Consider the following 23,093-nt stretch of genomic DNA (forward strand, 5'->3'; position numbering starts at 1 on the left):
CCAGCGGTCCTTACGATGCATCTGCTTTTTGTATCACTATGATCCCCAGATAACCATCCACTGTAATCATATCACCAGTATTGATGATACCGGTGGCGTCTGGTATGCCGGTGACACATGGTATGCCGTACTCCCTGGCTATGATCGCCCCGTGGATGAGCATGCCTCCTCTGCGTTCCACTATACCCGATGCAAGAGGCACCACGAATGTCATGGATGGCTCTATGGCATCGCATATCAGGACCTCTCCTTTCTGCATTTTGAAAAGGTCTCCCCGGGAACGTATGACCCTGGCCATGCCTGATACGATTCCTTTACTGGCAGGCTGGCCCTGGACCTGCCTTACATGCACCCTGGACCGGACCTCCCCGGCAGGAATTTCAGAGCTCCTTTTCTTCGGAACATGAGCCTCATCAATAAGTGTAGCCATGATCTCTTCTGGTCCGATCTCCCAGTCTATTCCCTTTGACCTCAGGCGCACAAGACCCTCTTGCAATGCGTGTTTAAGTTGTCCTTCTATACGGTCCAGGTAAATATTATCGTCATCACGCATACGGTAACTTGTCCTTGCAAGTTCAAGCAGTTCTGCGGCTTTCGTTTTTTCCTCTCCTTCGAACCTATCCAGAAAATCACTCTCCAGGAGACCCACATCTGTCTTTCCTGATCTCCCGGGGACTGCAGCAATATCCCCAATGTGGCCTAAAAGCTCTTTCAACCCTGCGACATCTGCTTCATCATCTCCGGTACCCCATCTGGTAAGATATGAACTGAATCGTTCACCGAACTCATTGGCCACATCTTCCGGAAGTCCGGATGAGGGGCTTTGCATCAGATCTGCCAGTTCTGCAAGTTCCCTGTTGCGCCTGAGGCTCATGAGTTCCTCTCCTTTTAACAGTTCCATGAACTCGTAAGGATCTTCCGGTTTGATGACATCATTATACACCTGACCGAATAGTCGCATGCCATGCGCAAAAGGAATGAAATGCTCCCAATAGACACCTTTCCACTTGTTAAAAATACCCTGCCTGTTCTCTATCTCAGCTGCAAGCTCCCCATCTTTCAATGCTGCCAGATCGGACCCTTCCAGTTCCTCGGCAGTTCTGACCATTGCAGGCACCAGTTCCTGTTCTATCTGTTTTTTGAGTTGCTGAAGATTGGAGAGAGAACGTGTTAGGGACAGATACCATTGCCTGTTGCTGTCCTTATCAACGAAGGTTGTGACAGGCCTTGCCTGTAGCAGGAACAAAGTATCAGCCCTTATTGTCCATTCTATGTCCTGTGCACAGCCGAACATCTGTTCTATCTGAAGTCCCAGGGCACACACGTCATGGACCTCAGCATCTGTCAAGGGAGGCGAAGATCTCTTGATCTTTGGCAAAGGAGCGAGATGTGTGCCTTTATTATCTGATTGCACTGCTATATCCCTTGCAGGTGGTGCTCTGTGCTCTTTCATAGTGCCTGAGGTTCTCTCGATGGTCCACCGGTCCGGCTCCACCTCGCCGTCCACAAGTCCCTTATTGAGCCCGTGTACTGCCTCGATGATCATTTCTCCGGGGTCTTGCGGGCTTGCAGTGAACATTATCCCTGACCTTTCTCCGTTAACCAGTTCCTGCACGATCACGGCCATGGAACTTTGTTCGATATCAAGGTCCAGCTCTTGCCTGTACATGAGGGCTGCATCGGACCACAGAGAAGCCCAGACCAGTTTCACGTGCTCCAGCAAGGAGTTTGCTCCACGTATGTTCACGTAGGATGCGTGCAGGCCTGCAAAAGATGTATTTGCCGAATCTTCTCCTTTCGCCGATGACCTGACAACAAGAGCCGAGGTTCCAAAGGTTTCCTTTGTTCCTGAGATGAGCAGCTGGCCGAGTTCCGGAGGCATGGTCGCCCTGCTGAACATGTTCCTTATACGCAGGGCTGTATCCCATATCTCTTCCCAGCGCATCTCATCAAAGCTCTTGCGCGTAAATTCCAGGGCTATTCTGCCTCTTAGACCGTTACTGTCAACGAACCGTTCGTAAGCTGCTGTGGTCAGCACCAGGAAATCCGGGACCCTGAGGCCCGAAGAGTACATTTTCCATAAAGCAGATGCCTTTCCGCCGATAAGGGCCTTATGGTCTTCATCGATCTCTTTCCGGAGCAACAGCAACGGATACATCACATATCAAGCTCCACCACGTTCTGAAAATCTCTTACTATGATGTACTTTTCCACATCCATGCACATGAGTGCCGATGAAAGTGAACTGAAGAACTCCTGCAGATATGGATGCTTATGCAGGTATATATCCCCCAGATGAGGGTAGTTCTCACGGTCGACCTCCCTTACCCTGCCTGTGGCGTTGATGGCCACTGCATCTCTGAAATCAATAAAACTGTTCGACCTGTTGTCAATGAGCAGGGAAGCCCTGTTATCGGAGATCAGATAAAGATATTTACGTGTGGACCGTGTGGTCACAAAGAGCAGCTTTTTCAGGTCTTCGGTGGCTGCAAAGGCTACAAGGTTCGTATAAGGATATTCCGGAGCTTTTGTGGCAAGTACAGCAAGAAGTTCTGCCGCCATAATGGAACCGACCAGGTCCTCTATCTCTTTTTCATGCTCATGCATGCATCTTTTCCTCCACTATTATTGTATTTGTGATACATTGCATATTTTAATATTGGAACACTGGATTATAATAGAAAGGAGGGATCGTATGAAACTCAAAGATACGCTGACCCGGGAGAACGTGGGCGGATATGATCTGCTGTTAAGGGCATTGCTGGGCTCGATAGCAATTGTGATACTTGCCATGGACCTGGTGGAACCCGGACCATGGAAATGGGTTACAGCTCTCATTGCGTTCACAGGCCTGTTCACCGGTATGACAAGACACTGCACACCTTATGTGCTTATGGGGTTCAGCACAGCTGAAAAGAAGAACTAGGCAGGGTGTTCATCATCGATCTTACTGTGTCCTCTTTTTAAAAGGTTCCATCTTAAAGGATATCACGAAAACACCAAATATCATTGCGCCTGCTATGAGGAAGGTACCTGAGTCAAGGAAAGAGAACATAAAGCCTCCTGCTATAAGCCCAATGATGCTGGCCAGACCTATGAAACTGGTAGATACGCCCTGTATAGCTCCTTGATATTCTTTTTTAGCTGTTTTGGAAAGTATGGACATCAGTGAAGGCCACATAAATCCGTTCCCCACTGCAAAGAAAACCAATGCACAGTATGTGATAAGATCAGTACCGAAAAAAAGCAGCAAGAAATTGATGCATAGAACGAAGCTGCCAAAAGTGAACAGTGAAGCATCGGAATATCTTTTTGTGGCCCAAGAGAGCACAGGACCTTCAACGACAACAAGCAGCAGGCTGAGCGCAGAAAAATACAGGCCAAGGGTAGCTGCATTCCATGCGAGGTTGTTTGCGGCATGTACCGGAAAGGCCGTATAGAAAATATTGTAACCGAGGAATATGAGGAAATATATAAGCAAAAGGCTGAAAATGCCTGGCATCCTTATCACTTCCAGAAAGCCAGGCTTATCTGAGACATTTGAAGTTCCGGCCTGCATCTCTGTGTGCTGCGCTTCATCATCCCGGACCTGAGCGTCATGCAGGCCATGTGTCCTGGGTTCGGGCACAAGGAAGGCTATCATCAATATTCCTGCGAACGATATCAGGACCGCAGCGATCACTGGCAGGATCTCACCGTACACTGTAACGCTCAGTATGCCTGCAAGCGCCGGTCCGAATATGAAGCCCAGGTTCGTTGAAACCGAAAGCTTACCATATACACTGCTCCTGTCCTTATCCTCAGTGATGTCAGCAAGATAGGCATTGGCAACGGATACATTCCCGCCCGTCAGGCCGTCAAAGGCCCTGGCTATAAAAATAAGCAGCAGGGGCAGGGTGAGGACAAAACTTCCCAATATGCCAGACCTCACATCGACGATCCCGGTAATGGGAATGAGCATAGCTGCCAGAAAAATGACCCAGGAAATAAAGGTGCCTACCTGGCTCAGTAACAGGACCTTTTTCCGGCCATATATATCTGACCATCTTCCAAGCAACGGTCCTCCCAGCAGCTGAAAGACAGGGTACATTGACGCTGCAAGGCCATAGATGATAGCATTGCCTCCGAACCGTTCCACAAGGAATATCAGAAACGGAAGAACAAGGCTCAGGCCCAGGGTGCCTATGAAGTTCACAGCAAGCATGGGATAGATCGAGATCCTTGATTCCGGCATCGGTGCATATATGGGACGTGGTGATATTAGAAATTTTGCAGATGGTGCATAAGAAACCCATTTATGGTATACCTCATCATTCATAGGCATGGAAGAACTGTATTTCAGAGACTGTTATCTCAGGGAGTTCGATGCGGTAGTTGAAAATGTGATCGATGAACGATATGTGATGCTGGACAGGACAGCTTTCTACCCTGAAGCTGGCGGCCAGCCCCATGATACGGGTTTTCTGTATTGCGCCGGCAAAGCATACCCTGTTACTGGCGTGAGGAGATCTGATGGAAGGGTATACCATGAGGTCGGAGCAGGCGGACTAAAAGAGGGAGATGCTGTCCAAGGGGTTATCGACTGGGACAGGAGATACCTGCTGATGCGTTACCACACAGCATGTCATATCCTGAGCGCCATCATACATAGCGAGACCGGTGCCAAGATCAGCGGTAACCAGTTATCAGAGGACAAGACACGTGTGGATTTCTCCCTGGAGGAGTTCGACAGGGAACAACTCAAGGCCTATGAGGCAAAGGTCAACGATGTGATAGACAGGAATATTCCTGTCACCATTGAAACAATGGACCGTGAAGAAGCCTTCAGGATACCTTCGGTAGTAAAACTTAAAGATGCTTTTCCTCCGGAAGTCCTTTGCATAAGAGTGATCACCATCCCTGGCATAGACAGGCAGGCCTGCGGGGGCACACATGTTGCCACTACCGGAGAAATACCTCATATAGAGGTGTTCAAGGCCGAGAACAAAGGTAAGAACAACAGACGTGTCTACTTCCGTTTCAGAGAATAGTGCTGTTACGGGCGCAAGCGTGCAGATATGGACCAGATGCGAACCTTCTGGAAGGAAGATATATGTATGTACAATATCTTTTCTGCTGTATTGCTGCAATAACAACTGCTAAATATACTTGCATGGTAGTTAGAGTTGGACTTAACATACTGCAAACAGGTGGAAATTGGCTTAAATCGCCATGACCATATCGCCCATTTACAGGAGACATACAGATGAAGATATTAGTCAGTGATCCATTATCCGAGGAAGGCTTGGCAATGCTCCAGAAACATTTTGATGTAGATGTTATCACGGGCTTGTCCGAAAGCGAGCTGTCAGCTAAGATAGTCAATTATGATGCCCTTGTCATCCGCAGCGGAACACAGGTGACGAGAAAAGTTATCGAGGCTACCAGGAATCTTAAGATCATAGGCCGGGCAGGAGTGGGTGTTGACAACGTAGATGTGGAAGCAGCTACTGAAAAAGGTATAATAGTTACCAATGCGCCCGAAGGAAATATGCTTTCTGCTGCAGAGCACACTATTGCCATGATGATGTCCATGGCAAGGAACATACCGCAGGCAAACGCTTCAATGAAGGCCGGAAAATGGGAACGTAAGAACTTCATGGGTGTGGAGGTCAACGGCAAGGTGCTTGGGGTTATCGGTCTGGGACGCATTGGCGCAGAAGTTGCTAAAAGGGCGCAGGGCCTCAATATGACCATAATGGGATACGATCCCTACATTTCAAAAGAGAAAGCACAGGAGCTTGGAATAAAACTGGCCACAGTAAAGGAAATAGCAGAAAATGCCGATTTCATCACAGTGCATACCCCACTTACGAAAGAGACCCGGAACATCCTCGATACTGAAGAGTTCAACGTCATGAAGAGGACTGCGAGGGTCATCAATTGTGCCCGTGGCGGGATCATCAATGAAGAGGCCCTTGCTGAGGCGCTCAAGAGCGGAAGGATCACGGGAGCGGCACTTGATGTGTTCGTCAATGAACCTCCCAAGGGCAGTCCTCTGCTGGAGTGTGACAATCTTATCATGACCCCGCACCTGGGAGCATCCACCGAGGAAGCACAGGTAAATGTGGCTATCACTATCGCGGAAGAAGTAATTTCAGTACTGAATGGCGGGACTGCAAAGAACGCTATCAACATACCTTCTGTTAAACCGGAGGTCATGAGGGTTCTTGCACCTTATATCGATCTTGCCGAGACCATGGCGGATGTCTGCGCCCAGCTGCTTGGCACCAGCTATGAGAAAGTGGAGATCTCATATAACGGGGAGATAGCTGAGAAGGACACCAGGCCAGTTACAGTTGCCGCTTTGAAAGGTATGCTGCAGAATGCCCTGGGTTCCAGCGTGAACTATGTGAATGCCCCTGCACTTGCAAGGTCAAGGAAGATCGAAGTGGTAGAGAGCAGATCCGAAACTTCCGGAGAAAGGGCATCTGAGATCCAGATCAAACTAAGCAATAATGGAGGATCAGTATCTGTTGCGGGAACCATGATAGGGGACGAAGCCAGGATCATTGGAATTGACGGAGAGCGTGTGGATATAGTCCCATCCGGTTATATGATCGTTGCAAAGCACATCAACAGGCCCAACGTGATAGGACCATGCTGCATGGTGCTTGGAAAGAACAATATCAACATATCCGGCATGCAGGTCGGCAGAGCGGCGATCGGGGGAGTCACTATCATGACCCTTAACGTAGATTCCGAAGTCTCTCCTGCCATTCTGGAAGAAATGCGTAGCGTGGATGGGATTATTACGGCAAAGCTTGTTAAGCTCTGAAAGCCATACACATCTCAAGGATATAAATTTGGTAATATGGCCTATTCCAGGTCCGGACCATGAGAAAGCGCATATATCATAAGTTCCCGCATAGGGAGATCGAGTTCGAACAGAAGTACCGGTATCACTCGGATCTCCCCTATCTTGTAAAAGTGATGGCGAACATGGATGGGAAATTCGGGATGTTCGTCACCGAATCTGTAGTGCAGAGAGGGCACCGGATCCAGGCGAAAAGGGAGATCAGTGTGGAGATCGTGCGTAATGGAGTGGACTTTGAGCCTCTTAACTACAAGAATGTGGATCAGATGATCGACACGATCGAAAAGGAGGGTATGATAGATTTCAAGGTGGTCCTTAGTTACAGTTACCTGGATGGGAAATATAATCGTGTGCCTTTCAGAGGAGATACTTATCTTGTGCGTGCCCTGCTTGAGAACGAGGTGCTAGTACTGCAGATACACAGGATAGAAGGGCCCGGCAGGACCGAAGCCGGAAGGGTTGCAGACACCATCATAGAAGAGATCAGGCGCGGATCCTGATGGATGACTTCCTGTACGTTGTGGCAGCACCCTTCAAACAGCATGCTGCGAAATTCATTTCTATAAGGGATTTTGAGTTTGCCCTTTCTTTTGGCCTGAAATGGATGTCACCTGAAAATGCCTCAAAGGTGAGGGATAAGGCTCTTAGCCTGCGCTTATTAGAGATAAATGATAATAAGCTGGTTCCGACATTCGATATAGGAAAAGTGGAAATACCGCGTGGTTTTCGCCCGTCTGAAAGGATATTTCATGAAAGGCCTCTCATAGAGCAGATCATGGGAATGATAGCTGCCTGTTCCGGAATGGAGAACAGGAATGTGGCTGCTCTGATCAGCAGAAAACAGGAAAGCCTGGGAGATATGGTCGATATAGAGGTTGCCGCACTTGTAGTAGCTAAGGAGATAGGGTGTGATATAAGCAATATCTACCCTAAAGTGCTGGCGGAGATGTTCCCAAACATGGAGTGAGCCACACAATCTTTATGTACTAGTAATAGTATTCAAGAGTCAGATGTCCTTATGGACATGGAATACCCTGAAGAACACTCATGGATGTTCGAACGCGGTTTAGCGCGTGAGTAAGGTCCGGATGATCTTGCGGAGGGACATTATGGGAAATAAGACACAAAGAAAAATTACAAGAAAGACCAATCCCAGAATACCTGAACTTATCTCCACTCTTAAGGAAGAGTCGCGGAATAATGATGTTCTGATCTGGAGAGATATTGCAAAGAGACTTGAGAAACCCAGCCGTAAGTATGCTCAGGTCAATCTCAGTAAGATCAACAGATATGCCAAGGAAGGAGAGGTTGTCCTGATACCCGGTAAGGTACTGGGTGCTGGTGAGCTGAAAACCTCGGTCACAATTGCTGCACTTGATTTCAGTGGCACTGCCATTGACAAGATCAATGAGATCGGTGGCAAATACCTGACGATCGAGCAGATCCTTGAAGAGAACCCCAGCGGATCAAAGATAAGGATACTGCAGTAAGAGGTGTTGAAGATGACAATAATCGATGCCAATGGGCTTATTCTGGGAAGACTTGCAAGTGATGTGGCAAAGAGGCTGCTTGCAGGAGAAAAAATAGATATCGTTAATGCTGAAAAGGCAGTGATCTCCGGTTCCAGGCTTGATACCATAGCAGAATACAGGAATAAAATAGCTACAGGTTCAACCGAATTTGGTCCTCATTTCCCTAAAAGGCCAGACCGTATTCTAAAAAGAACAGTAAGGGGAATGGTGCCTTACAGGAGAGCAAGAGGACGTGATGCAATGGCTCGTCTTAAAGTGCATGTAGGCGTTCCGCTCGAACTCAAGGACAAGGAAATGATACAGGTTGCCGAAGCAAGTATGAAGAGGCTCAGTTCTAACAAGTATATTAGACTCGGGGACGTGAGCACAAAGATGGGCGGCCAGTTCTAAGGAGGATCATCATGTCAAACAAAGTAGTCAATTCATCAGGTAAGAACAAGACCGCAATTGCCCGTGCCACTATCAAAAAAGGAGCCGGGAGAACTCGTATTAACAAGAAGCCCGTTGAGATATATGAGCCTGAATTCGTAAAGATGAAGATATATGAATCCCTGATGCTTGCAGGAGATGTTGCAGAGGGACTCGATATCGATGTTAAGGTAAGCGGCGGAGGCATTATAGGACAGGCCAATGCCATAAGGACAGCTATCGCAAGAGGTATAGTGGAATGGGCCAATGATACCAACCTGCGTGATGCTTATATGGAATATGACCGCAACCTACTTGTCAACGATTCCAGGCAGAAAGAGACCAAGAAGTTTGGTGGACCTGGTGCACGTGCTAAGTATCAGAAATCATACAGGTAAGGCATATATAGATGATACCAGTCCGTTGTTTCAGTTGTGGTAAAGTGATCGCAAGCAGCTGGGATGAATACAAAAGGAGAACTAAAGATGGCGAGGATCCTGCCCGGGTCATGGATGACCTGGGTATCACACGTTACTGCTGCCGTCGGATACTCCTGTCCCACGTGGAGCTTGTAGATACACTGGCACCATATCAGTAAGGGACCGTAGGGTAGCCTGGACCATCCTTCGGCGTTCGGGACGTACTTTTAAGTGCGCGGATCACGCCGGAACCTGAGTTCAAATCTCAGCGGTCCCATTCCCTTACTCTTACTGTAATTAGTATAGACTGGCCTGTAAGAACAGATATGTGACCACATTCGGAGGGATTCCGGATAAAACTATCTCAGGTATGGAAAGAACACGCACTGATATAAGCGTTACTTATGCAGCTTTTAGTTGACGATACCTGACATTATATCCTAATGATCACGTTCTATCATTCCTTAAGGTGATTTTTTGAGCACAGAACATTATACTAGATATGAGCGAGCAAGGATTATCGGTGCCAGATCCCTGCAGATCTCTATGGGCGCACCCGTTCTGATCGATGATCCAAGTACTCAATCTCTGTATATAGCAAAGAAAGAACTAGAGCTTGGGGTTATCCCAATTACTGTAAAAAGGGACTATAAATTCAAGGTGATCCAATGACCACAGAAGAAATACGCGTTACTGATAATGCAGATATACGAACGGATAGTGATGATAAACTATTGGACGTCAGTGCAGATGCAGAGAAATCCACTTCACTTGTTCCTATAGATGAATATCTGGCAGCCGGTGTACATATTGGTACCCAGCAGAAGACAGAGAACATGATGAAGTTCGTATACAGAGTAAGAACTGACGGACTCTACGTACTGGACATCCAGTCAACTGACGAAAGGATAAAACTGGTGGCAACCTTCCTGTCCAAATATGAACCATCCAGGATACTTGTGGTTTCTGCAAGGCAATATGGTCAGTACCCGGCTATGAAGTTCGCAAAAGCTCTCGGGGCCAGGTCAATGGTCGGGCGCTTCATTCCGGGAACACTTACAAATCCGACAGTAGAGGCATTCTTTGAGCCCGATGTGATCATAGTCACAGACCCCGCAGGAGACGCACAGGTAATTAAGGAAGCTGTGAACATTGGGATCCCCGTGGTGGCACTTTGTGACACGAACAACATGACTTCCAACGTGGACCTGGTCATACCGACCAACAACAAAGGAAGAAAGGCCCTCTCACTCATCTACTGGTTGCTTGCAAGAGAGATCGCAAAGACCAATGGGGCATACTTCAATTACCAATTCGAGGATTTCGAAGCCGGTATTTGAAAGGCCTTCCTTTGGAAGCATACTACATATACAATGTACCCATTATATGTACATGGGGTGATGTAGTATGAGACAGGCTATAGTTGCGGGAAAATTCTATCCGGCGAATCCGGGGGCTTTGAGGAAAGAGTTAGATGATTGCTTCAAAGGCACCACGATCGATCCAAGGTCCGGCATAAAGGGTATTGTGGTACCCCATGCCGGCTATATCTACTCCGGAAGGGTCGCAGCTCGCTCGTATGCCGTACTGCCAGTGGCCGAAACCTATGTAGTGTTCGGCCCAAATCATACTGGCTATGGCTCGCCGATAGCTCTTTCAACAGAAACATGGTCTACACCTCTGGGACAAGTAGAAACAGACCATGAACTGGCGGAAAAGCTTGCCGGCAGTATGATCGATCAAGATGAGCTTGCGCATCGATTCGAGCATTCGGTCGAGGTCCAGATACCTTTTCTCCAGTACCGTTTTAAGCATGACTTCAGGATACTGCCTATATGTATGGGAATGCAGGACGAAGAAACAGCCATTGAGGTAGGCATGGAAATTGCCAGGGCTATCGCAGATATTGGCAGGAAGGCTGTTATGATCGCATCAAGCGATTTCACGCATTACCAGCCTGCGCATGTGGCAGAGAGCAATGACAGGTACCTGATAAAGGCTATTTTGGACATGAACGTAGATGATCTTTACAGCAGGCTGTACGCAAAGGATATATCGGCATGCGGTTATGGACCCATTGCAGCAACCATTACTGCTTCCAGGGAACTCGGAGCAAGCAAAGCGGACCTTCTTAAGTATGCAACCAGCGGAGAAGTAACAGGTAATGATTCCGGTGTAGTGGGATACGCCTCTATAATATTAGAATGAGTCAGATACGATGCAAACGATAACATGTTCTGCTCCCGGAAAAATATACCTGTTCGGTGAACATGCGGTAGTTTACGGGGAAAGCGCAATATGCTGCGCTGTAGACCTGCGCACTCAGGTACGAGCCAGTTTAAGCGATACCATCCGGATCAGTTCGGTGCTGGGTGATACGGGGCTTGATCATGACAGGTACCCCTACGTATCATCTGTGATAGAGAAAATGTCCGAGATGGCGGACATCAAAGGTATAAAGCTGCGCATTGACTCCGATATACCGGTTGGTTCAGGCCTGGGCTCATCTGCAGCCGTGACAATTGCCACTATCCAGGCATTGAACCTGTTGTTCGGATGCGGTCTGGGACCAGAGGACATTGCCACTCTGGGACACAGTATCGAAAGAAGGATACAGGGTGCTGCCAGCCCAACCGATACCTACGTCAGCACCATGGGTGGAGTTGTGATAGTGCCTGTGAAAAAGAAGCTTAATATCATTGATTGCGGTATTGTGATAGGCAACACAGGAAAATTTTCTTCTACAAGGCAACTGGTATCTAATGTTGCATTACTTAAGAAAAATTATCCACAGATCATCGATCCCATCCTTTCCACCATTGGAAGGATATCGATCACCGGAGAGGAACTGGTCATAAAACAGGAATATGGGTCTATAGGGGAGCTCATGAACATTAACCAGGGACTTCTTGATGCTATCGGTGTCAGCAGTCCGGAGCTTGCAGATCTTATATTTGCAGCTCGCAGCGCCGGCGCATACAGCGCAAAGATAACGGGTGCAGGAGGTGGAGGGTGTATGGTAGCACTAACTCAACTTCCTGATGTGGAAAAGGTGGCTTCGGCAATAACAAGGGCCGGAGGAGAGGCCATAATAACCAGAATAACTGAACATGGAGTAAGAGTGGAGCATTGATATGGTTTCGTCGGAAAGTCTAACCATACTTAAGATCGGCGGGAGTGTCATCACTGACAAAAAAGCTGACGATGGCGTGGTCAGAGTAAATGAGATACGTAGAATAGCTCAGGAAATATCCGGCTTCAAGGGAAAGCTCATAATTGTACACGGAGCAGGTTCTTTTGGTCATCCTCAGGCAAAAAGGTTCTCACTTAATGAACAGTTCAATGCTACTGGTTCTATCATAACCCATCTTTCAGTGAAAGAGCTATGCGGTATGGTGGTCGGTATACTCAATGAGAATGGCATATGCGCTGTGGGAGTTCACCCAATGTGTTGCATGCTTGCCGATAACGGGAGAATAAAGACCATGTTCCTTGACCATATATACTGCATGCTGGAAAAAAGTATCATTCCGGTCTTGCACGGAGACGTGGTTATGGATAACAGTCTTGGAACATCCGTGATCTCCGGGGATCAGATAGTTCCTTATCTTGCAAAACAGATGAAAGCAGGTCTTTTAGGTATAGGGAGCGCAACTGCGGGGGTTCTTGACGATAAGGGTTCTACCATCCCTGTAATAACGCCCAAAAACTTCGAGAATGTAAAAAAGCATATCAGAGGTTCAGAAAACACAGATGTTACAGGAGGCATGCTGGGTAAAGTTCAAGAGATGCTTGAACTCAGTGACAGCACCTATATAACCTCACATATTTTCGATGCCTCAAAACCTGGTAATATCGGACGTTTTCTAAAAGGCGAGAAAATAGGCACAGTTATAACACATGAACAATATGAATGCAGGTCTTAATATGAGTACATCCCAGAGAAAGATAGAGCATCTCAAGCTATGTTCTTCAAGTCCTGTAGAGTCACGGGTAAAGGGAACTGGTCTGGAAGACGTAATGTTAGTGCATCGGGCCCTTCCGGAATTTGATATCGAGGACATAGACCTTCATACGAATTTTCTGGGAAAGAGCATGAAAGCGCCTTTTCTTATAGCATCTATTACGGGAGGACATCCTGATACAGGACCTATCAACGCTGCTCTTGCACAGGCTGCTGAAGAAATGGGTATCGGCATAGGTGTAGGCAGCCAGAGAGCTGCTATCGAGGACCCGGCCCAGGCAGGTTCTTTTTCCATCATGAGAGATGTGGCTCCGGATGCTTTTATTTATGGAAATATCGGAGCTGCCCAGATAAAAGAATATGGCATAGAAAAAATAGAAGACCTGGTGGAAATGCTTGATGCAGATGCGATGGCGATCCACTTGAATTTCTTGCAGGAAGCAATACAGCCGGAAGGGGATACCGATGCAAGCGGTGCTCTTGATGCTATCAGAGAGATCTGCTCTTTAGACATACCTATCATTGTAAAGGAAACAGGAGCTGGAATTTCCCATGAGGATGCATTGTTGTTGAAAAAAGCAGGTGTTTCCGCCATTGATGTCGGTGGAGCCGGGGGTACAAGCTGGTCCGGAGTAGAAGTATACCGGGCAAGGGACAGAAAGGACGTGATGTCGGAAATGCTTGGTGAACTGTTCTGGGACTTTGGTATCCCTACAGCCGCAAGTGTAGTGGAATGCAATGTATCTTTACCAGTGATAGCCACCGGCGGGATAAGGACAGGCATGGATATCGCCAGATCAATAGCTATCGGTGCCAGCGTGGCCAGTGCTGCACTTCCTTTTGTTGCTCCGGCGCTTGAAAGTAAAGAGATGGTGCTTAAGAGATTAAAGCTTATGATGAACGAGCTTAAGGTAGCGATGTTCCTGTGCGGATGTCAGGACCTGCACAGATTGCACATAACACCCACCGTGATCACCGGGTGGACAAGGGAATACCTTGAATTGCGCGGATTCAATGTAAAAGAGTTCGCTCTACGCTCTGACCGTAGCGAATTACAGGTCATATGACAGTCATTTGTAAGGAACAATATATTTAGAATTTGAGGAATCAACATGACAGAAATCGGAATAATAGCAGTTGGCGGTTATAATGAAATGGGCCGCAATATGACTGCTATAAGGGTTGATGAGGATATAATCATCCTGGATATGGGTCTGCGGCTGGACAGGGTGCAGATACATGAAGATGTAGAAATAGATAAGATGCACTCCCTTGAGCTTATAAATATGGGGGCCATACCCGATGATACAATAATGAACGATGTCAACGGGAATGTACGTGCTATCGTATGCACACATGGTCACCTTGACCACATTGGTGCTATCTCAAAGCTGGCACATCGCTACACTGCACCTATCATAAGTACACCATACACGACAGCGCTGATAAAACATCAGATAGATTCGGAGCGCAAATTCGGTGTGAAGAACAATCTTATCTCCATGAAGGCAGGAGAGACCTACGAAATAACAAAAGATGTCTCTGTAGAGTTCATCAATACACAACATAGCATAATTGATACGGTGTTCGTGGTGATCCACACTCCCAAAGGTGCTATTATGTACGCCTGTGATTTCAAGCTGGACAGGACACCCACTTTAGGAGAAGCTCCGGATTTCAACAGGCTCAAAGCCCTTGGAGAAGAGGGAGTTATTGCACTTATAACCGAAAGTACGAATGCGGGAAGGTCCGGTAAAGCACCTTCAGAGCAGATAGCACATGACCTGGTAAAGGACGTGCTGCTGGGTACCGAGGAATCGGAAGTGGGAATGATAATTACTACCTTTGCTTCTCACGTATCCCGTTTGAACTCCATTATCTCCTTCGCTGAAGAAATGGGACGCATACCCATATTGCTTGGCAGGTCCATGGACAGGTACATGAGCACGGCAAAAGAACTGGGATACGTTGAGCTCCCCGGGAACGTGGAAATATACGGTCAGCGCCGTGAAGTTGAAAAGGCTCTGGAAAAGGTTATGAGAGAAGGCAAGGACAAATACCTGCCTATTGTTACCGGACATCAAGGAGAGCCAGGTTCCATATTGATACGCATAGCGAACGGTGATCTGCCTTACATGATAGAACCCGGAGATAAGATCATCTTTTCCGCTAATGTGATACCGAATCCCCTCACTCAGGCTAACCGCTATGCTCTGGAAACAAAGCTGCGAATGAAAGGTGCAAGGATATATGATAATGTGCATGTGTCAGGACACGCCTACAGGGAAGATCATTGGGAACTACTGAGGATGGTCAAACCTGAACATGTCATCCCTGCTCACGGGACCATTGAAATGCATTCCGCATATATAGAGATGGCAGAAGATGCCGGCTACGTGCTGGGAGATACGCTCCACCTGTTAAGGAACGGAGAGGAACTATATATAGAGGATTAATACCGCATCAAGTCACGAGGTATCATGAACCTGATAGAAGAGATCAAGAAAAGGAGCGTGCATGTGGATGAGGGCATCCGGGAAATGCTCCCCATTAAGCAACCCGAAGAACTATATAAAGCTGCACGATACCTGCCTGATGCAGGCGGAAAAAGGCTTAGGCCTGCAGCATTGATACTGACAGCAGAAGCTGTTGGGTCCGATCTTCAGACAGTCCTGCCTGCTGCTGTTGCTGTGGAACTGGTACACAATTTCACTCTGATGCATGATGACATCATGGACAGGGACGATGTACGCAGGGGAATGCCCGCAGCGCATGTAAAATGGGGTGAACCCGGAGCCATCCTTGCAGGAGATACATTATACTCAAGAGCCTTTGAGATCATAACCCGCATGGATAACGACCCTGCACGCATTGTAAAATGCATCGATATCCTGGCAAGGACGTGCACAGAGATATGTGAAGGCCAGTGGCTGGATGTGGAATTCGAGCATAAGGGTATGGTCTCTGAAAACGAGTACCTCCAAATGGTGGAGAAGAAAACCGCTGTGCTCTATGGAGCTGCATGTAAGATAGGTGCATTGCTTGGAGGCTCCTCCCTTGAAGTGGCTGAACAGATGTACGAATTTGGCCGCATGATAGGTATCGGTTTCCAGATCTATGATGACGTGCTGGATATAGTGACCCCTGAAGAAGTGCTGGGCAAAGTAAGGGGAAGCGATATCATGGAAGGGAAAAAGACCCTCATAGCTATTCATGCCCTTACCTCCGGCCTGCAACTGGAAATATTCGGCAAGGGCAAGGCTTCAAAGGGACAGCTGGAAGATGCTATCAGACAGCTTGAAGAAGCCGGTTCTATCGAATATGCACGCAATGTAGCTCTTTCATACATCCGTGACGGTAAAGCGAAACTCGATGTGCTCGAAGGTTCACAGGCAAAAGAGATACTCCTTGCAATAGCAGATTACATGGTAGAGCGATCTTATTGAATCGGGTCATATTATTGACCCTAAGTTTTGTTTTTAACCTGTTATTCAAAACATGAACTTAATTGAGCTATAGGTTTAAAAAAATCATGAACAGGGTCGGGAAAGACCCTGTTTTACCTTACTTCTTGTTCATTTCTTCTTCCTGGAGTGCTGCGTGGGCTGCTGCCATTCTGGCCACAGGCACACGGAAAGGTGAACAGCTGACGTAATTTAAGCCCACCTTGTGTCCGAAGATGACCGAACTGGGCTCTCCCCCGTGTTCGCCACAAATGCCTATCTTCAGATCGCGCCGGGTGGACCGGCCTTTATCAATTCCTATTTTTATAAGTTCACCCACACCGCTCTGGTCAAGCACAGCGAATGGATCGTGTTCCAGTATGGATTGCTCTATATAAGCGGGCAGGAACTTACCTGCGTCATCTCTGCTGAAACCGAAGGTCGTCTGTGTGAGGTCGTTCGTACCAAAGGAGAAGAATTCCGCCTCACGAGCTATCTTGTCAGCAGTAAGGGCTGCCCTTGGGAGTTCTATCATGGTACCGATCTTGTAATTTATTTTCACATCTTTGTCTGCCATGACAGCACTTGCTACTTTTACAACCTGCTTTTTAACGATCTGAAGTTCCTTAACATGGGATATGAGAGGGATCATTATCTCTGGCACTATCGTCATGCCTTCCTTGGTAAGTTCACAGGCCGCTTCAATAATGGCCTGCACCTGCATCTCATATATTTCAGGATAGACGACTCCAAGCCGGCATCCTCTGAAACCAAGCATTGGGTTGATCTCTTTCAGGGACTCTATCCTTTCCATAACTTTCTTCACTCTATCGATCTCATGTGCAGGAGCACCTTTGCTCTCAAGCTCCATTAACTTTTCCAGAGCTTCCTCGTGGTTTGGAAGGAACTCGTGAAGAGGGGGATCAAGCAAACGGATGGTCACCGGATATCCTTCCATAGCACGGAATATGCCCGCAAAATCCTCTCTCTGCATGGGAAGAAGCTTTGCAAGAGCACTCCTTCTTGCGGCTTCGCTTTCGGCCATGATCATTTCCCTTACAACGGGAATACGCTCTTCGCCGAAGAACATGTGCTCCGTGCGGCATAGTCCGATCCCCTCGGCACCGAAATCTCTGGCAACAGTGGCATCATAAGGAGTATCGGCATTTGTCCTCACGCCGAGGGTTCTCACTTCATCCGCCCATTGCAGCACTGTCCGAAGCTCCCCGCTTACCTCAGGAGTGATCAGGGGGACCTTGCCCACTATAACGTGACCGGTTGAACCATCAATGGAGATATAATCTCCTTCATTGATTGAGCAGGAGCCTGCAGAGAATACTCCTTTCTTTATATCGATGGAGATCTCGCCACATCCGGCTACACAGGGTTTTCCCATACCTCTGGCCACCACTGCAGCATGTGAGGTCATTCCGCCGCGCACTGTAAGGATACCTTCTGCAGCGTTCATTCCGCCTATGTCCTCAGGAGATGTTTCAGCACGTACGAGGATCACCTTTGCACCGGACTCTGCCATCTCTTCAGCATGCTCAGCAGTGAAAACGACCTTACCCACTGCAGCTCCCGGAGATGCCGGTAGCCCTGTTGCCACTACCTGCAGGGTTGCATTTGGATCTATCATCGGATGCAGCAGTTTGTCGATCTGGTTGGGTTCTATCCTTAAAAGAGCGGTCTTCTTATCGATAAGACCTTCAGCGACCATGTCAGCAGCGATCTTTATAGCAGCTGCAGCAGTGCGTTTTCCATTCCTGGTCTGCAGCATGTACAGTTTACCCTGCTCAATGGTGAACTCAATATCCTGCATATCGCGGAAGTGATTTTCCAGTTTTATATATATCTCTTCAAGTTGTTCAAAGGCAGCAGGCATTGCCTCCTTTAGAGTGGAAATAGGCTTTGGGGTCCTGATGCCTGCTACGACATCCTCTCCCTGGGCATTGATGAGATATTCCCCGAAGAAGCGTTTCTCGCCGGTTCCGGGATCCCTTGTGAAAGCAACGCCTGTACCGGATGTCTCTCCCATGTTCCCATAGACCATGGCCTGTACATTGACTGCTGTACCCCAGTCCATAGGGATGTTGTTCAGTTTACGGTATGTTATGGCACGCTGGTTGTTCCATGACTGGAAGACCGCTTCTATGGCCATCATGAGCTGTTTCCGTGCATCCTGGGGGAACTTTTCTCCCGTTTCCTTTTCAATGATCAGCTTGAATTGTTCCACAAGTTCCTTTAGAGCATTGACATCGAGCTCAGTATCCTGTTTCACACCTAAAGCGTGTTTTTTATCACTCAATGCATGTTCGAACTTATCATGTGCTATGCCGAGAACGACATCTCCGAACATTGTCAGAAAACGCCTGTAACTATCATAAGCGAACCTGGGGTTGTCAGTGTTCCTGGCAAGACCCAGCACAGACCTGTCGTTCATTCCAAGGTTAAGGACAGTATCCATCATCCCAGGCATTGAAACCCTTGCACCGGAACGCACGGACACCAGCAATGGGTTATTGTCATCGCCGAATTTCTTCCCAACGACCTCTTCAAGCTTTACGATAGCAGCATCCACCTGCTGCAGCAGTCCTTCAGGATATTTATTATCTTTAAGATACTGCACACAGACTTCGGTCGTGATGGTAAAACCAGGTGGTACCGGAATTCCAAGGTTAGCCATTTCCGCCAGGTTTGCGCCTTTACCACCCAGCAGGTCTTTCATACTGTTTTTTCCTTCTGTCTTATTACCGCCGAAAAAGTAAACGAATTTGTTGTCTGCCACCAACTTTCCTCCCTGTGACCGATGCATCAGATATAGCTAAATGGTTGGATCATGTATGGAATGCAGCACAATTGTTGTATTAATATTTAAGGTTGTGGTCATCAGTAAAAAGTAAAAAATAATGGTGCTCTTCAATATCATGTGCTTCTTTTTTAGCCAAGTTCCACAGGATGCGGTTTACATATATGCCTATTACCTGATTCGGAATGGAACACATTATTGAACAGTTTTTTTTATTTTTGGAAACTTCACATCTACTTTTTAGTACAGGTCCAATTGCCTGTCATCCAAGAGAGAAACCTTTCCCCTTATCCTTTTTGTTTCATCCGTATCTATCTCCCCTATGATGAAACACTCATCCCCCTCAGCTTGTGCTTTCACATTTCCCCATGCATTGATTATCATGGAATTACCAAAGTATGATGCAAAGGGAGCAGTGCCTACCCGGTTGCAGGCAATATGCGGTATCTGGTTCTCTATTGCCCTGGAAGCCGCAAGTGCTTTCCACTGACCGGCTTTGGGTTCTGCAAATCCGCCAACCGTGACCAGAATATCCGCACCTGAGAGTGCCAGTTTTCTTGATATCTCAGGAAACCGCAGATCAAAGCATATCTGGAGTCCGACAGTTATACCGTTCCTTTCAAGTCTGATCGGAGCGATATTCTCTCCCCTTGAAAAATATTTTTTTTCCAGTCCATACAGATGGGTTTTCCTGTAAGTTCCAGCCAGATATCCGGATCCGATACAAAAACCCAGATTATGATATCTGATCAGATCGGGTTCTTCCATCCTTTTTTCAATGACCGAGCCTATAAGTACACAATCGTGCACTTTTGAGAATTGTAATAGCTTCTCTATGGTAGGATAATCCTCAACTCTCTGAGATGGAGAGGTTTCAGCAACCGACCCAAGGCCCTTATAACAGAAACCTGTTGAGAATACTTCAGGCAACACTATTATCCTGGCACCCGAACCTATTGCTTTATCAGCCAATAAGAGGGCTTTTTCAATATTCTCTTCTTTTGAACATTGTGTTATGTTCATCTGAACACAGGAAACCTTGATAGTTGCCATTTTAATGTGTTCCTTTTTAGGTCAAAAGAGGACTTTTGTTATCCTTCTCTAAGTTGCTTGATCAATAACTTATATTTCTTTCAAACTCTGACGTCAGCAATTTCAGCAAATGAAGTACTCCTTTTTGGAGAGGATATACAATAACGCTGGTATGGCTGTTATCAACGAGCTGGTTGCAATTATGATCAAGGAGCTAACCGTTATTGGAGGAAATATGAACAAGGAAAGGAAGCCGTTGACACCTTCTAACAGAAGCCACGGCAATCCTAGTGTCCATGCGATCTTTTTGAGCTTATAGAACCCATATGTAATAAATAGTCCAATGATCCCAAAGATAAAAGCTAAGACAGCGCCTACAAGTCCATATATCATTTTTCCGAATATGAAAGCCGGTATTTGAGGCATGGTCTGGAGCAGGTGTCCAAATACCCCCAACATCAGTATTGTAAGCATGATGCTGAATCCGTTTGGCCTCTTCAATTCCTTTGAAAGCGTATTACACGTTGCATCCACTACAGCTTCAGTTGACATTTTTCTCCCATTATAGGCTCTCCGGACAAAATGCTCTATGTCATATAAAATACTATTGTAGTATAAAAAGGTACATCTTACCTTATATGAGTTTTTTGTTTTTGTCGTACTAAATATTGTATTCAAATCAAAGTAATATAAAACAATATATCTTATAGCCGTACTTAAGGCGATCTCTCTGACAGAAAGAATCAAGTATTTCGCGGGATAGTTGTAGAGCATCAGCTTATAGGTAATACCATGAGACCCGAAGTAAAAGCCGAACTCATTGCTGCAGGTTCTGTGGATATGGACCCCTGCCTGCCGGGCCGTACCACCATACCTACCGCAGGTCCCGGTGCAGGAAAAATGGCCTTTTTCTTTACTTCCGGTGGACACCGGGTACGCCTCGGGATCAACTCAGGATCTCCTCTCAAAGGTAAAAAAGATAATGAAGAGCTTGTGATCACGAAAAATGGTGAGGAGATCGCCCGTGGCATTATTGAAGAAGAGCTCATCCATTGCCCGGACCAGGCTTTCATCACCATGTGCGAGAAGTGCATCTTTGACTGCAAGTTCTGCCCTGTGCCCAAACTGCAGGGTAAGGTCAAGACCATGGATGAGATGCTTGCAATGATAGCTCAGGCCCATGCCACAGGCAGGATGCATGCGATCTCCATAACATCAGGTGTCGAGATCTCTCCTGAAAAAGAAGTAGACAGAGCCGAAGAGCTGATCCGCAGGCTCAGGGAAAGATATACTGTGCCCATAGGCGTTTCAGTTTATCCCACTAAAGATTCCACCCGCAGGCTCAGAGATGCCGGCGCCGATGAACTCAAATACAACGTAGAGACCATGGACCGTGAAGTATTCAGTAAAGTGTGTCCGGGAGGCGGTCTGGAAGATGTGCTTGCCGGCCTGCGTGAAGGTGTGGAGATCTTCGGACGCAATAAAGTGTGCTCTAATTTCATAATCGGCCTGGGGGAAACCGATGAGTCTGCCATGAAAGGTATTGAGGAGCTTGTGGCCATGGGCGTGGTCCCTATCCTCAGGGCTGCCAGTCCGCATCCCTTAAGAAAAGGAGAGGTATTCATAGAAAGGCCATCTGCTGACAGGCTCATGCATCTGACACGCTTCCTGCGTGAGAAACTGGACGAATATGGTCTGCGTGCCGATACATTCCATACAATGTGCCTTCCATGTACTGGATGCGATCTTAATCCGCATTCGGATATGGAATAAAGGACATGAAGCAGGAATTACTTCAGGCTGTTTTCAAACTCATCTTTAAGGACAGCATATATGCAGCCATCCTGTACAACATCATTTTTAATAATATTGCTCTTCAGGACAGCTTCAAGCCTGAAGCCTGCCTTTTCAAGAACTCTCCTTGATGCTGTATTTCTGGCAAAGGGTTGGGCATAAATCCGTATTATGTCGAAGTTCTCGAACAGGTATTGTGTCATGCACCTTACCACCTTTGTCATGATACCTTTTCCCCAGTATTCCTCAGCCAGATAATAACCCAGTTCTGCGTTCTTGTGATGTACATTTTCCTTAAAGTATACAGCTATGCTACCTGCCACAAAACCGTCTATAACAATGGCGAAAGCTTTGGAAATACCTTCGCTGTGTTTAACAAGGTGAATGAATTTCCTGGCATCGTCGATGGAATATGGATAAGGGAAGCCATCCCTTAGATTATCGACTATTTTTTTGTTGTTCGCAATGAATGCAAGCCTTTCAGCATCTTCCTCTTCCCATGGCCTTAGAGTGATATCATTGGTCACTATTATAGGATTGTCTCTTTTCATGGATGATCCTTTTCTTGAAATATTCAATATACATATTCTCTGGATCAGCTCAACCTTTTTTCAATGATCTCAGGCCAGATAGAAGCTGATACTATCATGCTCAAAACAAAAACGAACACCATGCCTGCAATGATATCCACCTGGCTGTACAGGGGCACAACCCTGGTTCTGTTGACCATTACAGCAAGCCCTGCAAAAAGGACCACAAGCAAGACTGACGAAAGGATACTGGCAATAAGCGCGTATTTCCCTTTATTGTCTGAACTTTTATCCATACCTGTCATC

At 46.9% G+C, this 23,093-nt stretch carries 26 protein-coding genes and 1 tRNA gene; 19 read left to right on the forward strand and 8 right to left on the reverse strand.

Annotated features, from left to right (window positions below; all coding sequences use genetic code 11):
- Positions 1 to 10: 10 nt before the first annotated feature.
- Positions 11 to 2,158 (reverse strand): PEP/pyruvate-binding domain-containing protein, encoded by a 2,148-nt coding sequence (locus A4E24_RS02735; protein WP_292351501.1) that lies wholly within the window; start codon positions 2,156 to 2,158, stop codon positions 11 to 13.
- Positions 2,158 to 2,607, reverse strand: coding sequence for a pyridoxamine 5'-phosphate oxidase family protein (locus tag A4E24_RS02740; RefSeq protein ID WP_292351443.1), 450 nt, complete (start codon positions 2,605 to 2,607; stop codon positions 2,158 to 2,160). The genes A4E24_RS02735 and A4E24_RS02740 overlap by 1 nt, the downstream gene beginning before the upstream one ends.
- An 88-nt stretch (positions 2,608 to 2,695) precedes the next feature.
- On the opposite strand from A4E24_RS02740, the gene A4E24_RS02745 reads away from it, so the two are divergent.
- Positions 2,696 to 2,926, forward strand: coding sequence for a DUF2892 domain-containing protein (locus tag A4E24_RS02745; protein WP_292351445.1), 231 nt, complete (start codon positions 2,696 to 2,698; stop codon positions 2,924 to 2,926).
- Between the two features lie 21 nt (positions 2,927 to 2,947).
- Here A4E24_RS02745 and A4E24_RS02750 read toward each other — a convergent pair whose 3' ends face one another.
- The gene (locus tag A4E24_RS02750) at positions 2,948 to 4,234 is read right to left on the reverse strand and encodes an MFS transporter (protein WP_292351447.1); all 1,287 of its coding nucleotides are present in this window, start codon (positions 4,232 to 4,234) and stop codon (positions 2,948 to 2,950) included.
- A gap of 88 nt (positions 4,235 to 4,322) precedes the next feature.
- Here A4E24_RS02750 and alaXM point away from each other — a divergent pair, with 88 nt between their 5' ends.
- The 17 genes from alaXM (at position 4,323) to A4E24_RS02835 (ending at position 16,625) form a co-directional block, all read left to right on the forward strand.
- Positions 4,323 to 5,030: an alanyl-tRNA editing protein AlaXM gene (gene alaXM / locus A4E24_RS02755; protein ID WP_292351449.1), complete on the forward strand. Its 708-nt coding sequence runs from the start codon at positions 4,323 to 4,325 to the stop codon at positions 5,028 to 5,030.
- A gap of 215 nt (positions 5,031 to 5,245) precedes the next feature.
- Complete coding sequence (gene serA, locus A4E24_RS02760; protein WP_292351451.1) at positions 5,246 to 6,817, forward strand: phosphoglycerate dehydrogenase; 1,572 nt, start codon at positions 5,246 to 5,248, stop codon at positions 6,815 to 6,817.
- 59 nt (positions 6,818 to 6,876) lie between these two features.
- On the forward strand, positions 6,877 to 7,356 hold the full coding sequence (locus A4E24_RS02765; protein ID WP_292351453.1) for a hypothetical protein: 480 nt from the start codon (positions 6,877 to 6,879) through the stop codon (positions 7,354 to 7,356).
- Positions 7,356 to 7,823: a DUF2240 family protein gene (locus tag A4E24_RS02770; protein WP_292351455.1), complete on the forward strand. Its 468-nt coding sequence runs from the start codon at positions 7,356 to 7,358 to the stop codon at positions 7,821 to 7,823. The genes A4E24_RS02765 and A4E24_RS02770 overlap by 1 nt, the downstream gene beginning before the upstream one ends.
- Before the next feature lie 142 nt (positions 7,824 to 7,965).
- Positions 7,966 to 8,346, forward strand: a complete 381-nt coding sequence (locus A4E24_RS02775; protein WP_292351457.1) for a 50S ribosomal protein L18e — start codon at positions 7,966 to 7,968, stop codon at positions 8,344 to 8,346.
- Between the two features lie 12 nt (positions 8,347 to 8,358).
- Positions 8,359 to 8,778 carry a 50S ribosomal protein L13 gene (locus A4E24_RS02780; RefSeq protein ID WP_292351458.1) on the forward strand — a complete coding sequence of 140 codons (420 nt, stop codon included), beginning with the start codon at positions 8,359 to 8,361 and terminating at the stop codon, positions 8,776 to 8,778.
- An 11-nt stretch (positions 8,779 to 8,789) separates the two neighbouring features.
- The gene (locus tag A4E24_RS02785) at positions 8,790 to 9,194 is read left to right on the forward strand and encodes a 30S ribosomal protein S9 (protein WP_292351459.1); all 405 of its coding nucleotides are present in this window, start codon (positions 8,790 to 8,792) and stop codon (positions 9,192 to 9,194) included.
- An 11-nt stretch (positions 9,195 to 9,205) separates the two neighbouring features.
- Complete coding sequence (locus A4E24_RS02790) at positions 9,206 to 9,394, forward strand: DNA-directed RNA polymerase subunit N (RefSeq protein WP_292351461.1); 189 nt, start codon at positions 9,206 to 9,208, stop codon at positions 9,392 to 9,394.
- Positions 9,395 to 9,492, forward strand: a tRNA-Pro gene (locus A4E24_RS02795).
- A gap of 200 nt (positions 9,493 to 9,692) precedes the next feature.
- Positions 9,693 to 9,887 carry a DNA-directed RNA polymerase subunit K gene (locus A4E24_RS02800; protein WP_292351463.1) on the forward strand — a complete coding sequence of 65 codons (195 nt, stop codon included), beginning with the start codon at positions 9,693 to 9,695 and terminating at the stop codon, positions 9,885 to 9,887.
- The gene (gene rpsB / locus A4E24_RS02805; RefSeq protein WP_292351464.1) at positions 9,884 to 10,555 is read left to right on the forward strand and encodes a 30S ribosomal protein S2; all 672 of its coding nucleotides are present in this window, start codon (positions 9,884 to 9,886) and stop codon (positions 10,553 to 10,555) included. Before A4E24_RS02800 ends, rpsB begins: the two co-directional genes overlap by 4 nt.
- A gap of 67 nt (positions 10,556 to 10,622) precedes the next feature.
- Positions 10,623 to 11,423: an MEMO1 family protein gene (locus A4E24_RS02810; protein WP_292351466.1), complete on the forward strand. Its 801-nt coding sequence runs from the start codon at positions 10,623 to 10,625 to the stop codon at positions 11,421 to 11,423.
- A 10-nt stretch (positions 11,424 to 11,433) separates the two neighbouring features.
- Complete coding sequence (locus A4E24_RS02815) at positions 11,434 to 12,348, forward strand: mevalonate kinase (protein ID WP_292351468.1); 915 nt, start codon at positions 11,434 to 11,436, stop codon at positions 12,346 to 12,348.
- Between the two features lies 1 nt (position 12,349).
- Positions 12,350 to 13,141 carry an isopentenyl phosphate kinase gene (locus tag A4E24_RS02820; protein WP_292351470.1) on the forward strand — a complete coding sequence of 264 codons (792 nt, stop codon included), beginning with the start codon at positions 12,350 to 12,352 and terminating at the stop codon, positions 13,139 to 13,141.
- Between the two features lies 1 nt (position 13,142).
- Positions 13,143 to 14,246: a type 2 isopentenyl-diphosphate Delta-isomerase gene (gene fni, locus A4E24_RS02825; RefSeq protein ID WP_394334452.1), complete on the forward strand. Its 1,104-nt coding sequence runs from the start codon at positions 13,143 to 13,145 to the stop codon at positions 14,244 to 14,246.
- Between the two features lie 45 nt (positions 14,247 to 14,291).
- Complete coding sequence (locus A4E24_RS02830) at positions 14,292 to 15,635, forward strand: RNase J family beta-CASP ribonuclease (protein WP_292351473.1); 1,344 nt, start codon at positions 14,292 to 14,294, stop codon at positions 15,633 to 15,635.
- A gap of 24 nt (positions 15,636 to 15,659) precedes the next feature.
- Entirely contained in the window at positions 15,660 to 16,625 is a 966-nt protein-coding gene (locus tag A4E24_RS02835) for a polyprenyl synthetase family protein (protein ID WP_292351475.1), read from the forward strand.
- Between the two features lie 118 nt (positions 16,626 to 16,743).
- On the opposite strand, the gene ppdK is transcribed toward A4E24_RS02835, so the two are convergent.
- The 3 genes from ppdK to A4E24_RS02850 form a co-directional block, all read right to left on the reverse strand.
- The gene (gene ppdK / locus A4E24_RS02840; protein ID WP_292351477.1) at positions 16,744 to 19,410 is read right to left on the reverse strand and encodes a pyruvate, phosphate dikinase; all 2,667 of its coding nucleotides are present in this window, start codon (positions 19,408 to 19,410) and stop codon (positions 16,744 to 16,746) included.
- A 261-nt stretch (positions 19,411 to 19,671) separates the two neighbouring features.
- Entirely contained in the window at positions 19,672 to 20,484 is an 813-nt protein-coding gene (locus A4E24_RS02845) for a nitrilase-related carbon-nitrogen hydrolase (protein ID WP_292351479.1), read from the reverse strand.
- A 102-nt stretch (positions 20,485 to 20,586) separates the two neighbouring features.
- A complete protein-coding gene (locus tag A4E24_RS02850) occupies positions 20,587 to 21,015 on the reverse strand; it encodes a hypothetical protein (RefSeq protein ID WP_292351480.1) in 429 nt (142 codons plus the stop codon).
- A 240-nt stretch (positions 21,016 to 21,255) separates the two neighbouring features.
- Between A4E24_RS02850 and A4E24_RS02855 the strand changes: the two genes are divergently transcribed.
- A complete protein-coding gene (locus A4E24_RS02855) occupies positions 21,256 to 22,236 on the forward strand; it encodes a radical SAM protein (RefSeq protein WP_292351483.1) in 981 nt (326 codons plus the stop codon).
- 17 nt (positions 22,237 to 22,253) lie between these two features.
- Here the strand turns inward: A4E24_RS02855 and A4E24_RS02860 are convergent, their stop codons facing one another.
- Together A4E24_RS02860 and A4E24_RS02865 are read right to left on the reverse strand one after the other, a co-directional pair.
- Entirely contained in the window at positions 22,254 to 22,808 is a 555-nt protein-coding gene (locus tag A4E24_RS02860; RefSeq protein ID WP_292351485.1) for a GNAT family N-acetyltransferase, read from the reverse strand.
- A 44-nt stretch (positions 22,809 to 22,852) separates the two neighbouring features.
- Positions 22,853 to 23,083 (reverse strand): hypothetical protein, encoded by a 231-nt coding sequence (locus A4E24_RS02865; RefSeq protein ID WP_292351487.1) that lies wholly within the window; start codon positions 23,081 to 23,083, stop codon positions 22,853 to 22,855.
- Positions 23,084 to 23,093: the final 10 nt, after the last annotated feature.

This window comes from Methanomethylovorans sp. PtaU1.Bin093 (assembly GCF_002067275.1).
In the GTDB taxonomy this organism is placed as follows: domain Archaea; phylum Halobacteriota; class Methanosarcinia; order Methanosarcinales; family Methanosarcinaceae; genus Methanomethylovorans.